Here is a 12,371-nt window from a genome sequence, read left to right on the forward strand (position 1 = left end):
TCCCTTGCTCAACGGGTTCAACGCGCGGAGCGAGGGCCGCTATTCCGGAGCGGTCCCGTGCGGCGTGCGGGCTCTGTGCGTGAGGTCGGCCCAGACGTCCTTCACGCGCCGGTGGAGTTCCGCGAGCGGTACGTCGTTGTCGATCACGATGTCGGCGATCTCCTGGCGTTCGTCGCGGGTCGCCTGTGCGGCCATCCGCGCGCGGGCGTCCTTCTCCGTCATGCCGCGGAGCCGGACGAGCCGGTCGAGCTGGGTCTCGGGGGGCACGTCGACGACGACCACGACGTCGTAGAGGGAGCCGAGGGCGTTCTCGGTGAGGAGGGGGACGTCGTGGACGACGACGGCGTCCTCGGGGGCGGCCGCCTCGAGTTCGCGGGAGCGGGCGCCGACCAGGGGGTGCACGATCGAGTTGAGGAGCGCCAGTTTCGCGGGGTCGGCGAAGACGACCGAGCCCAGGCGGGGGCGGTCGAGGCTGCCGTCCGGGGCGAGGACGTCCACACCGAAGGCGTCCACGACCGCCGCGAGTCCCGGGGTGCCCGGGGCGACGACCTCGCGGGCGATGCGGTCCGCGTCGATCAGTACGGCCCCGCACTCGACGAGCAGCCGTGACACCTCGCTCTTGCCGGCGCCGATCCCGCCGGTCAGGCCCACTGTCAGCATGAGCGGAAGCTTAGGGCCTGCCGGTGACGATGCACCCGACAGGCCCCTGTGTGCTGTCTGCTCGGCTGTGCTGACCGACTGACTGACTGACTGCACTGCTCGGCTGTCTGTCTGCCTGTCTGCTCGGCTTGCTGAGCCGCGACGCCCGGGTGGAGTGCTCAGGCTTCGCCCTCGCGCTCGGCGAGGAAGCGCTCGAACTCCTGCCCGATCTCGTCCGCCGACGGGATGTCGACGGGCTCGGCGAGCATGTTGCCGCGGGTCTCGGCGCCGGCCGCGGCGTCGTACTGGTGCTCCAGGCCCTGGACGAGGGAGGTGAGTTCCTCGTCGCCCTCCTGGATCTGACGGTCGATCTCGGTCTGCGTCCGGTGGGCGTCCGTGCGCAGGGCGTGCGCGATACCCGGCAGGACGAGGCCGGTGGCCGCCGTGATCGCTTCCAGGACGGTCAGGGCGGCGTCCGGGTACGCCGAGCGGGCGATGTAGTGCGGGACGTGTGCGGCGACGCCCAGGATGTCGTGTCCGGCCTCCATGAGGCGGTACTCGACGAGCGCCTCGGCGCTGCCGGGGACCTGGGCCTCGTCGAAGGGGCTGCGGTGGCCCGGCATGAGGTCCGTGCGGTTGCCGTGCGGGGTGAGGCCCACGGGGCGGGTGTGCGGGACGCCCATGGGGATGCCGTGGAAGTTCACCGAGAGGCGGACGCCGAGTCGCTCCACGATCTGCCTGACGGCGACGGCGAAGCGTTCCCATTCCACGTCCGGCTCGGGCCCGGACAGCAGCAGGAAGGGTGCTCCGGTGGTGTCCTGCACCAGCCGCACCTCGATGGTCGGTTCCTCGTACTCGGTCCACCGGTCGCGCTTGAAGGTCAGCAGCGGGCGGCGGGCGCGGTAGTCGACCAGCCGGTCGTGGTCGAAGCGGGCGACGACCTGGTGGGGCAGCGAGTCGAGGAGCCGGTCGACGATCTGGTCACCGGTCTCGCCCGCGTCGATGTATCCGTCGAAGTGGTAGAGCATGACAAGTCCGGCCGACTCCTGGGCCAGCGCCATGTCGACGACTGCCAGGCCTTTCGGCTCCCATGCGTACAAACCCTGCGGATCAAGCACTTGGACCGCTCCCCTCGTGTTCCTTCTGTCCAACGCCCGCCGGACCGTCGGCATTCCCGGTCCACGCGCCTTGATCAAATGACTCGGGCGGGTTTCTCACGGGTGAGGGGAGCCGGGAGCGGGTGAGGTCCGGCCGGGTCGGGGCGCGCGAGGGTGGTCACGGGTGGTCATGGGGTGAACGGCGGTCCGGCGGTCCGGTCCCGTTTCCGGGCAGCACCGAGGGCCCGCACCTCGAAAGGTGCGGGCCCTCGACACACTGCTAAACCTCAGCGGCTGGGGTCACCCCCGCCGGGGGAGTTCAGCTCTGGCCGCCGGCCAGCTTCTCGCGCAGAGCGGCGAGCGCCTCGTCCGAGGCCAGCGCGCCGGACGTGTCGGCACCCTCGGAGGAGTAGGAGCCACCGCCACCGCCACCGGACGCGGCCGGAGCGGCACCAGCCGCGTCGCCACCCTCGGCAGCGGCCTTCTCGTCCGCCTCGCGGGACTTGATGACCTGAGCCTGGTGCTGCTCGAAGCGCGTCTGCGCCTCGGCGTACTGGTTCTCCCAGACCTCACGCTGCGACTCGAAGCCCTCGAGCCAGTCGTTGGTCTCGGGGTCGAAGCCCTCGGGGTAGATGTAGTTGCCCTGGTCGTCGTAGGACGCGGCCATGCCGTACAGGGTCGGGTCGAACTCGACCGAGGCCGGGTCGGCACCGAAGGACTCGTTGGCCTGCTTCAGCGAGAGGCTGATGCGGCGGCGCTCGAGGTCGATGTCGATGACCTTGACGAAGATCTCGTCGTTGACCTGGACGACCTGCTCCGGGATCTCCACGTGGCGCTCGGCCAGCTCGGAGATGTGGACCAGACCCTCGATGCCCTCGTCGACGCGCACGAACGCACCGAACGGAACGAGCTTCGTAACCTTACCGGGGACAACCTGCCCGATCTGGTGCGTGCGGGCGAACTGCTGCCACGGGTCTTCCTGGGTCGCCTTCAGCGACAGGGAGACACGCTCGCGGTCCATGTCGACGTCGAGGACCTCGACGGTGACTTCCTGGCCGACCTCGACAACCTCGGAGGGGTGGTCGATGTGCTTCCAGGAAAGCTCGGAGACGTGAACCAGACCGTCGACGCCACCCAGGTCCACGAACGCACCGAAGTTGACGATCGAGGAGACGACGCCGGAACGGACCTGACCCTTCTGGAGGGTCGTGAGGAACGTCTGGCGGACCTCGGACTGGGTCTGCTCGAGCCAGGCACGGCGGGACAGGACCACGTTGTTGCGGTTCTTGTCCAGCTCGATGATCTTGGCCTCGAGCTCCTTGCCCACGTAAGGCTGGAGGTCGCGGACGCGGCGCATCTCGACGAGGGACGCCGGGAGGAAGCCACGGAGGCCGATGTCGAGGATGAGACCACCCTTGACGACCTCGATGACGGTACCGGTGACGATCCCGTCTTCTTCCTTGATCTTCTCGATGGTGCCCCAGGCGCGCTCGTACTGGGCGCGCTTCTTCGAGAGGATCAGGCGGCCTTCCTTGTCCTCCTTCTGGAGAACAAGGGCCTCGATCTCGTCACCGACGGCGACGACCTCGTTGGGGTCGACGTCGTGCTTGATGGAGAGCTCGCGGCTCGGGATAACGCCTTCGGTCTTGTAACCGATGTCGAGCAGGACCTCGTCCCGGTCGACCTTCACGATGACGCCGTCGACGATGTCGCCGTCGTTGAAGTACTTGATCGTCTCGTCGATCGCGGCGAGGAAGGCTTCCTCGTTACCGATGTCGTTGACCGCTACCTGCGGCGTGGTAGAGGTGGTCTCGGTGCTGCTCGTCATGTGGGAAAGGGCTCCGGTACGGACAGTGAGTCGTAGGTACTGCTACGCCGGGAGCCCGTGATCGCTCTGAAGAAGCCGGACAGCTTAGGAAGCGCCCCACCGGAGAACCGGTGATGACACCTCGAGAACCGAGGGGACAACAACAGATGCGAGCGCAGCCTGCTACGTCTGAGGTGCGCAGGCCCGCAGCGCAACTTGTAGCATACGGGGGCAGCCGGGCGGGGTCAATGCGCGAAGGCGCACACCCGGGGCGGATCGCCGCATACCCGGCACACAACCTTTCTCCTGAGGTCACGCAGGCCGCAGGAAGCCTCACCGGTGACACCTCGGGTGGCACCGACGGGCGGGTTGCACGGAAGAGTACGACGAGGGAGCCGATCATCCAAGAGCCTGAATCGTCCGAGCCGGTCTTCGAGCCGGAAGCCACCCGGCGTGACGCCGACGTCACCGAGAGCTCCCGGGCCAACCGGGGCTGGTGGGACCGCAACGCGGACGAATACCAGATCGAGCACGGCACCTTCCTCGGCGACGACCGCTTCGTATGGGGTCCCGAGGGTCTGGACGAGGTGGAGGCGGAGCTGCTCGGCCCGCCGGAGGAGCTGAAGGGCAAGTCGGTCCTGGAGATCGGCGCCGGCGCGGCGCAGTGCGCCCGCTGGCTGACCGCGCAGGGCGCGCGTCCGGTCGCCCTGGACCTCTCGCACCGCCAGCTCCAGCACGCGCTGCGCATCGGCGGCGCGTTCCCGCTGGTGTGCGCCGACGCGGGCGCGCTGCCCTTCGCGGACGCCTCCTTCGACCTGGCCTGCTCGGCGTACGGGGCGCTGCCCTTCGTCGCCGACCCGGTGCTGGTCCTGAAGGAGGTGCGGCGGGTCCTGCGCCCCGGGGGGCGTTTCGTGTTCTCGGTGACCCACCCGATCCGCTGGGCGTTCCCGGACGAGCCGGGCCCGGAGGGGCTGACCGTGTCCTCGTCCTATTTCGACCGCACTCCCTATGTCGAGCAGGACGACCAGGGCCGGGCGGTGTACGTGGAGCACCACCGGACGCTGGGCGACCGGGTCCGCGACATCGTGGCGGGCGGTTTCCGGCTGGTGGACCTGGTCGAGCCGGAGTGGCCGGCCTGGAACTCCTCGGAGTGGGGTGGCTGGTCCCCGCTGCGCGGGAACCTGATCCCGGGTACGGCCGTCTTCGTCTGCGAGCGGGACTAGCCGGCTCCCGCCCGCCCCGCCCCTCCCACCCCGCACACGCACGCGCGCGTGCGGGGTGGTTTTCGTGGGCGTACGACACTGGGTGCGTGATCCCCCGTGACGACGCCCTGGACGCGCTGCCCGTACGGGCCGCCCTGCCCGCCCTGAACGACGCCCTGGACGGGCACGGCACGGCCGTCCTCGCCGCGCCACCGGGCACGGGCAAGACGACGCTGGTGCCGCTCGCGCTGGCCGGGCTGCTGGGCGAGGGTCCGGCGCGCCGGGTGCTCGTGGCCGAGCCGCGGCGGATCGCGGCGCGGGCGGCGGCCCGGCGGATGGCGTGGCTGCTGGGTGAGCGGCCCGGGGAGAACGTGGGCCACACCGTGCGCGGGGAGCGGGTCGTCGGGCGGCACACGCGCGTGGAGGTCGTGACGACCGGTGTGCTGCTCCAGCGTCTTCAGCGCGACCAGGAGCTGTCGGGCGTCGACGTGGTGGTGCTGGACGAGTGCCATGAGCGGCATCTCGACGCGGACACCTCGGCGGCCTTCCTGTGGGACGTGCGCGAGACGCTGCGGCCCGAGCTGCGGCTGGTGGCGGCCTCGGCGACGACGGACACGGCGGGCTGGGCGCGGCTGCTGGGCGGGGCCCCGGTGGTGGAGGCGCATGGTTCCGTCTTCGGTGTGGAGGTGGTCTGGGCGCCCCCGGCGCGTCCGGTGCGGCCGCCGCACGGGATGCGGGTGGATCCGGCGTTGTTGGCGCATGTCGCGTCGGTGGTGCGGCGGGCGCTGGCCGAGCGGTCGGGGGACGTGCTGTGCTTCCTGCCGGGTGTCGGGGAGATCGCGCGGGTCGCGGGGCTCCTCGGTACGCCGGCCGGGGTGGACGTGCTCCAGGTGCACGGGCGGGCGCCGGCGGCCGTGCAGGACGCGGTGCTGGCTCCCGGGGAGCGGCGCCGGGTGGTCCTGGCGACCTCCGTCGCGGAGTCCTCGCTGACGGTGCCGGGGGTGCGGGTGGTCGTCGACTCGGGGCTGGCGCGGGAGCCGCGGGTGGACCACGCGCGCGGGCTGAGCGCGCTGGCGACGGTGCGTGCCTCGCAGGCGGCGGGCCGGCAGCGGGCGGGGCGGGCCGGGCGGGAGGCGCCGGGTGCGGTGTACCGGTGCTGGGCGGAGGCGGAGGACGCCCGTCTGCCGTCGTTCCCGGCGCCGGAGATCAGGGTGGCCGACCTGACGGCGTTCGCCCTGCAGGCGGCGTGCTGGGGGGATCCCGACGCTTCCGGGCTGGCGTTGCTGGACCCGCCGCCGGGTGGGGCGATGGCGGCGGCGAGGTCTTTGCTGACGGCGATCGGGGCGGTGGACTCCGTCGGCCGGGCCACCGAGCGGGGGTTGCGGCTGGCCCGGCTGGGGCTGCATCCCCGGTTGGGCCGGGCGCTGCTGGACGGGGCCGCGTCGGTGGGGATGGAGCGGGCCGTCGAGGTGGTCGCGCTGCTCAGCGAGGAGGCGCCGCGGGAGTACGGCGACGATCTGGCCGCGGCTCTGCGGTCGGCGCGGCGTGGGGGTGACGCCTATGGTGCGCGGTGGCGGGCCGAGGTGCGCCGGCTGCGTGCCGTCGCCGAGGGCTCGATCCCGACCGGGCCCGCCACCGGAGGAAACAGCACCCGGGGAAGCAGCGGCGGAGGAACCCGCACCCGCGGAAGCGGCGGCGGAGGAACCCGCACCCGCGGAAGCGGCGGCGGAGGGAACGGCACTCGCGGAAGCAGCACCGGGGGGAACAGCGGCCGAGGGGACGGCGGCGGGGATGCTGCCGGTTCGGACGCCCTCGCCGGGCTCGTCGTCGCCCTCGCCTTCCCGGAGCGGCTCGCCAGGGCCGACGGGGGTTCCTACCTGATGGTCTCCGGCACCCGGGCCGAGGTCCGCGAGGGCACGGATCTGCGTGGGGCCCCCTGGCTCGCGGTCGCCGTCGCGGACCGGCCGGTGGGCAAGGGGCACGCGCGCGTGCAGCTCGCCGCGGTCGTGAACGAGGAGGTCGCCCGGTTCGCGGCCGGCGCCCTGCTCGACGAGCGGGACGAGGTCCACTGGGCCGACGGGGATGTCGTGGCACGGCGGGTGGAGCGGCTGGGGGCCGTGGAGCTGGCGGTGCGTCCGCTCCGCGACGCCGACGCCGGGCTCGTACGCGGTGCGCTGGTAGAGGGGCTGGCGAAGGATGGGCTGCGGCTGCTGCGGTGGTCGCCCGAGGCGGAGGGCCTGCGGCAGCGGCTGGCGTTCCTGCGACGGCATCGGGGAGAGCCGTGGCCCGACGTCTCCGACACGTCGCTGCACGCGCGCGTGGACGAGTGGCTGGAACCCGAGCTGAGCCGGGCCCGGCGGCGGAGCGATCTGGGGCGGATCGGCGCCGGGGAGGCGCTCGGACGGCTGCTGCCCTGGGCCTCCGGCGAGGCGGCCCGGCTGGAGGAGCTGGCGCCGGAGCGGATCACCGTGCCGAGCGGGTCCAGGATCCGGATCGACTACGCCGACCCTGAGCGGCCGGTCCTCGCGGTGAAGCTGCAGGAGATGTTCGGACTCCAGGAGTCGCCGCGGGTCGCCGGGGTGCCGTTGCTGGTGCATCTGCTGTCGCCCGCCGGGCGGCCCGCGGCGGTCACCGCCGACCTCGCCTCCTTCTGGAAGGACGGCTACAAGGGGGTGCGGGCGGAGCTGCGCGGCCGGTATCCGAAGCACCCCTGGCCCGAGGATCCGGCCGCCGCCGAGCCGACCCGGTTCACCAACGCGCGGCTCAGGCGGTGACGGGCCGCGGTGCGGCGGGCTCGGCGGCGGTGGGTCCGTCCGGGCGGCGGGAGCGGGCCTCCAGGTAGAGGGACAGGCACATCAGGAGGACGCCGAGCAGGAGGAAGCCCCAGGGCAGGTAGGCGGTCAGCAGCAGGACCAGGGTGCGGTTGGCCTTGATGACGGACACGGTGTGCTCGATGTAGTCCTCGCGCATCTTCACGTGCCCGGCGAAGGCGGTGACCTTCGCGCGGCCGCCGAGCAGGGTGCCGCCGCGGAGTTCCTCCTGGTGGATCTCCTCGCCGTAGACGGGCGCGCCGGTGACGGGTTCGACCCAGAACTTGCGGACCGTGGTGTACCAGCGGGTGGTGCCCGTCTTGGCGACGGTCTGCGGGGTGATGCCCGCGACCGGCATCGTCCTGGGCATGGCGACCTTGGTCCAGGGGACGGTCTGCTCGAAGTAGTAGACCTCCAGGCCTCGGAAGGTCCGGGTGCCCTGGTAGTGGATGGGGGCCGTGGTGCGGGTCTGCGCGTCGAAGTACTCGTAGTCCCGTTTCTCCGTCAGGAACGGCCACTTGAACTCGATGCCCTCCCGGTGCACCGGATCGCCGTCGACCATCTCGCCGGTGGCGTGCACGGGCTCCTGGGTGTGGGCGTCGAAGATGTACCGCTCGGGGACCTTGGAGACCATCTTTCCGTCGGGCCCCTGGACGTAGGACAGGCCGTCCCAGACGACGACGTCCCGGCCGGCCGTCTTCTCGATCTTCTCGGAGGCCTCCACGTCGCCCTTGAGGGTCTGCACGATGGTGACCTTGGGGACGGTGCGGGCGGTCATGCTGCCGTAGTCGAGGAGGGTGGCGTTCTTCGCCTCCAGGACCATGGTCTGGTATTCGTTCGCCGGGATCTTGGCCAGGCGCGGGTAGGCGTACCAGCGCAGGAGGGGGGACAGCGCCGCGAAGAACACGGCGAGGGCGAGCAGAATCAGGGCGGCCTTGCGGCGCATCTCGGCCTCCTTCGCGGGCGGAACCGGCGGGCGGTGCGGGCTAGGGGTGGGCGGGGACCGTCGTCAGCAGTGGCTTCGGGGAGGTCCGGCCGGCCGGTGTGCCCAGTGCGGTGAGCGTGAGGACCAGGGCGAGCGCGACGGCGAGACCGGTCGCGGCGGCGATCAGGGCACGCATACGGTCCTCCTGGAGCTGACGGGACGTCAGGTCGGGCACCGTAGCAACGGGCGGGCGAGATGAGAACACGTAACGCACGACGGCGGCGCCCCTGTGGAGACAGGAGCGCCGCCGTCGTGCGCTACGACCGGAGTCCGGACCGGAGCTCGGAGGCCGGAGTGGGATTCGGAGGCCGGAGTGGAGCTCGCAGGCCGCGGGAGGGGGTTACGAGCCGGTGGTCGCCGACTCCGACTCGCTGGGCGTCGGGCTGGGCGTCGAGGTCTCGGCCGCCGTGACGGTGAGTTCGACCGTCAGGGTCGCTCCGCCCGTGGTGGTGATGCGGAGCAGATAGGTGCCGGCGGTGTCGTCCGCGTACAGCTTGGGCAGCGCCAGCAGGCCGTTCGCGTCCGTCTGGAGGTCCAGGGTGCGGACGGGGTTGCCGGCGGCGTCCTTGAAGTAGGGGCCCTTGTCGTTCGCGGTCGCGTCGTCGGCCGACTTGATCAGGGTGGCGGTGGCCGCGACCTTGTCCGCGACGGCACCCTTGTAGGTGGCCTTCACCTCGACCCCGTCGGCGAACTCGCCGCCGGCGGTGCAGGTCAGCGCGGTGCTGCTGGTGCGGGCGAGGGCGTCGGCGGCGCGGGCGGTGACCGTGGCCTTGTAGTCGAGGGCGGAGAGCGTGCGGCCGAGGACCGTGGCGCGGACGGTGAAACCGCCGGTCTTCTCGCCGGCCTGGAGGGCGGGCGCGAGGGCGACGCCCTTGGCGTCGGTGACGATCGTGGCGACGCGCTCGCCGCCCGTGAAGGTGGCGTCGGTGTCGCCGACGACGGTGAAACGGATCCGGACCTTGGCGACGGCCTTCCCGGCCGCCGTCTCCGCGCGGGTGCCGATGCGTTCGGTGAACGTGTCGCCCGCCATGGCGGTGAGGCTCGCCGTGCCCGCGTCCTCGAGGTGGCCGACCGACTCGGTCGGCGTCGGGGTGGGTGTCGGGGTGGCGGGCGTCGACGGAGTGGTGGGCTTGCCGGGCGTCGACGGCTTGCTCGGCGTGGCGGGCGTGCTGGGGGTGCTGGGGGTGCTGGGCGACGACGGGGTGGACGGCGACGTGGGCGTGTAGCCGGTGCCGTCGTCGCTGCGGTTGTCCGGCACCGTGCCGGTGCCGTTGGGGATCTCGTGCGTGCCCTTGCGGTAGTACTCCAGCCACGACAGGACGGTGTTCAGGTAGTCCGTCGAGTTGTTGTAGCTGAGGATCGCGCTGCGCATCCCGGACGTGGCCGACATGTCCCAGTCGTAACGGCACAGGTAGTGGCCGGCGGCGAGCGCGGCGTCGTAGATGTTGTTGGGGTCCTTCTTGCCGTCGGCGTTGCCGTCACGGCCCGCCCACGCCCAGGTGGACGGGATGAACTGCATGGGGCCCACGGCACGGTCGTAGGTGCTGTCGCCGTCGTACGCGCCGTTGTCCGTGTCGCTGATGTTCGCGAAGCCGACGCCGTTGAGGACCGGGCCGAGGATCGGCGAGACGGTGGTGCCGTCGGCGGTCACGTTGCCGCCGCGGGCCTGGCCCGACTCGACCTTGCCGATGGCGGCGAGGAGTTGCCAGGGCAGGTTGCAGCCCGGCTTGGACCGCGCCAGCTCCGCCTCGGCCTTCTTGTAGGCGTCCAGGACGGTCGCCGGGATGCCCGACTCCGTGGTGCCGGTGGCGGCCGGGGTGGTGGCGGAGCTCTCGCTCGGCGCGGGGTTCGGGCTCTTCAGCGGCGGCAGGTCCGTGTAGTACGGCGAGTTGCCGGTGGCGCTGTCACCGATGCCGCTGCCGTTGTCGGCGGCGGACGGGGTGTCGGCGGCGGTCTGTCTGCCGTGGCCGTCGGCCGTGACGTCCGGTGCCTGGGACGCGGCCAGAGCCGCTACCGCCAGTGCGGCCACGGTCGTGTTGACCGCTCCCTTGCGCAGCCTCGTGCCGAAATGCGCCGACATGAAGTGAAACCCTCCCGTGGACGCGTTACGCCCGTCTTTTCGCCTGCACCCTGCCGCTGCGGCTGTTGCCACGGTTGTGGCCGTTGCCGGTGCCGCCGCCGTCACCGGTGTGACGATCAACCCGCCCCGACGGTTGCACTCATGGGCGGTTTGCCCTGCTCTGCTCTGCTGTTCGGCGTGCCCGGGGGCACGCCGACCCAGGCGACCCTACGACAACTTCTTTTGCACCGGCACCCGTTCGGGTGCCGTTTTCACCAGCCCGCCACGCACCGTCGGCCGGGAACCGCGCCCCGCATACTGGACGTCGTAGATCACCGGGCCGCCCGGCCCGTCAACGTCCGCCCCCGGGAGCCCCGTTGCCGTTCACGCTGAGTCACGCGGCGGCCGTGCTGCCCGTCGTGCGCACCGACGGCACCGGCCGCGGGCGACTCGTCCCGGGCGCCCTGGTGGCGGGCTCCTTCGCTCCCGACATGACCTACTACGCGGCGAGTGTCCTGTCCGGGGCCATGGAGTTCGGCGACGTCACCCACTCCCTGCCCGGCGTGTTCACGGTGGACGTGCTCGTCGCCTGGGTGCTGGTGGGGCTCTGGCTGCTGGTGCGCGAGCCGCTGGTGGCACTGCTGCCGCGGTCCCGGCAGGGCCGGACGGCCACGCTGACCCGCTGCGGTGCGCCACACGCGCGGGTACGGCCGTCCACCGCCTTGTGGTGGTACGTCTCCGCGGCGCTCGGCGCGCTGACCCATGTGGTGTGGGACGCGTTCACGCACCTCGACCGCTGGGGCATGCGGCTGTTCCCCGTCCTCGGCGAGGACATCGCCGGTTCACCTCTGTACTGGTACCTCCAGTACGGGGGTTCGGCCGTGGCCGCGGTCGTGCTCGCCGTCTTCGTCACGTACGCGCTGCGCCGGGCGCCGGCCGGCGAGCCGGTGGGGGTCGCGGTGCTGTCGGCGCGGGACCGGTGGTGGGCGGGTGCCGTGATCGGCGGTTGCGCACTGGTCGCGGCGGTACGGCGGGCGACGCGATGGTGGGAGTACTGGAGCGCGCGCGACGCGAAGCCCTGGGAACTCGTCCCGACCCTGTGCTTCGGGGCGGGCGCGGGGCTGGTGCTGGGGGTGCTCCTGTACGCGGTCGGCGTGCGGCTGTGGCGCCCGGCTCGTCCGGCGCGCACGGCTCATCCGGCCCTCACCCGGGATGCCGGTGCCGGGCAGCAGGGAGCGGAAGCGGACGCACACGCGGACGCAGACGCAGACGCAGACGCAGACGGGGTCAGTGTGCGGCGGAGTCGCCCGGGCGTTCGGTGACCGGGGGCGCCGTCGCGACGAAGAGGGGGATGCGGCGGACCGTACGGCGGCCGCGGAGCCGGCCGAGGACGCCGAGCGCCCGCGCCAGGTGAGCGCGTACCGCCTCGGCCCACAGGCGCCGCCGGCCGTCGTCCCGGGGAACGGACCCGGCGAGGAACCGGGTCGGGACCAGGAGCGGAATCCGGGGCGGGAACCGGGTGAGCCCCGGACCGCGGAGCCGAACGGCGGCCGCACGCAGGGCCGTGCCGGGGGTCCACGGGATGCGGGGGGTGACGGCGCCTGGCGCGAGGGCGGGACGCGGCCGTCGCCGGGAAGCCGTGCCGGGCCCGGACCGCGTGTCCGCGGCCGCCGTGGCCTGAACGCGTGCGTGGGCCTTCCGGCGGTGGAGCATGCGTATACCCATGGCGGCATCCTGGTGGCCCGGACCCGGCAGGGGCCTGTTCTCGGGGG

General features: G+C 72.3%; 10 protein-coding genes. 3 read left to right on the forward strand and 7 right to left on the reverse strand.

Annotated elements, in window-relative coordinates:
* Positions 1–39 precede the first annotated feature (39 nt).
* From coaE to rpsA, 3 genes are all read right to left on the reverse strand, one after another.
* Positions 40–660, reverse strand: a complete 621-nt coding sequence (gene coaE, locus ASD48_RS01235) for a dephospho-CoA kinase (protein ID WP_057599460.1) — start codon at positions 658–660, stop codon at positions 40–42.
* 158 nt (positions 661–818) lie between these two features.
* Positions 819–1,757: a PAC2 family protein gene (locus ASD48_RS01240; RefSeq protein ID WP_057599461.1), complete on the reverse strand. Its 939-nt coding sequence runs from the start codon at positions 1,755–1,757 to the stop codon at positions 819–821.
* A gap of 298 nt (positions 1,758–2,055) precedes the next feature.
* Positions 2,056–3,564 (reverse strand): 30S ribosomal protein S1, encoded by a 1,509-nt coding sequence (gene rpsA / locus ASD48_RS01245; protein ID WP_057599462.1) that lies wholly within the window; start codon positions 3,562–3,564, stop codon positions 2,056–2,058.
* Between the two features lie 380 nt (positions 3,565–3,944).
* Between rpsA and ASD48_RS01250 the strand changes: the two genes are divergently transcribed.
* Both ASD48_RS01250 and ASD48_RS01255 read left to right on the forward strand, forming a co-directional pair.
* Positions 3,945–4,766: a class I SAM-dependent methyltransferase gene (locus ASD48_RS01250; protein WP_057600940.1), complete on the forward strand. Its 822-nt coding sequence runs from the start codon at positions 3,945–3,947 to the stop codon at positions 4,764–4,766.
* A gap of 89 nt (positions 4,767–4,855) precedes the next feature.
* Positions 4,856–7,519 carry an ATP-dependent helicase C-terminal domain-containing protein gene (locus ASD48_RS01255; RefSeq protein WP_057600941.1) on the forward strand — a complete coding sequence of 888 codons (2,664 nt, stop codon included), beginning with the start codon at positions 4,856–4,858 and terminating at the stop codon, positions 7,517–7,519.
* Here the strand turns inward: ASD48_RS01255 and ASD48_RS01260 are convergent.
* The 3 genes from ASD48_RS01260 to ASD48_RS01265 all read right to left on the reverse strand — a co-directional run bounded on the left by ASD48_RS01260 (position 7,509) and on the right by ASD48_RS01265 (position 10,620).
* Complete coding sequence (locus ASD48_RS01260; protein WP_057599463.1) at positions 7,509–8,501, reverse strand: DUF3068 domain-containing protein; 993 nt, start codon at positions 8,499–8,501, stop codon at positions 7,509–7,511. The genes ASD48_RS01255 and ASD48_RS01260 overlap by 11 nt on opposite strands.
* Before the next feature lie 40 nt (positions 8,502–8,541).
* Positions 8,542–8,676: an SPW_0924 family protein gene (locus tag ASD48_RS43030; RefSeq protein WP_107104203.1), complete on the reverse strand. Its 135-nt coding sequence runs from the start codon at positions 8,674–8,676 to the stop codon at positions 8,542–8,544.
* 204 nt (positions 8,677–8,880) lie between these two features.
* Positions 8,881–10,620 carry a lytic transglycosylase domain-containing protein gene (locus ASD48_RS01265; protein WP_057599464.1) on the reverse strand — a complete coding sequence of 580 codons (1,740 nt, stop codon included), beginning with the start codon at positions 10,618–10,620 and terminating at the stop codon, positions 8,881–8,883.
* 356 nt (positions 10,621–10,976) lie between these two features.
* Between ASD48_RS01265 and ASD48_RS01270 the strand changes: the two genes are divergently transcribed.
* A complete protein-coding gene (locus ASD48_RS01270) occupies positions 10,977–11,921 on the forward strand; it encodes a DUF4184 family protein (protein WP_057599465.1) in 945 nt (314 codons plus the stop codon).
* Here the strand turns inward: ASD48_RS01270 and ASD48_RS01275 are convergent.
* Entirely contained in the window at positions 11,887–12,324 is a 438-nt protein-coding gene (locus ASD48_RS01275) for a hypothetical protein (protein WP_057599466.1), read from the reverse strand. The genes ASD48_RS01270 and ASD48_RS01275 overlap by 35 nt on opposite strands.
* Positions 12,325–12,371: the final 47 nt, after the last annotated feature.

This window comes from Streptomyces sp. Root1310, from assembly GCF_001426425.1.
Taxonomy (GTDB): Bacteria; Actinomycetota; Actinomycetes; order Streptomycetales; family Streptomycetaceae; genus Streptomyces.

Excerpts from the sequence above, each read along its gene's own strand:
- coaE (WP_057599460.1), bottom strand. The coding sequence starts at position 660 with ATGCTGACAGTGGGCCTGACCGGCGGGATCGGCGCCGGCAAGAGCGAG.
- rpsA (WP_057599462.1), bottom strand. The coding sequence starts at position 3,564 with ATGACGAGCAGCACCGAGACCACCTCTACCACGCCGCAGGTAGCGGTC.
- ASD48_RS01260 (WP_057599463.1), bottom strand. The coding sequence starts at position 8,501 with ATGCGCCGCAAGGCCGCCCTGATTCTGCTCGCCCTCGCCGTGTTCTTC.
- ASD48_RS43030 (WP_107104203.1), bottom strand. The coding sequence starts at position 8,676 with ATGCGTGCCCTGATCGCCGCCGCGACCGGTCTCGCCGTCGCGCTCGCC.
- ASD48_RS01265 (WP_057599464.1), bottom strand. The coding sequence starts at position 10,620 with ATGTCGGCGCATTTCGGCACGAGGCTGCGCAAGGGAGCGGTCAACACG.
- ASD48_RS01275 (WP_057599466.1), bottom strand. The coding sequence starts at position 12,324 with ATGGGTATACGCATGCTCCACCGCCGGAAGGCCCACGCACGCGTTCAG.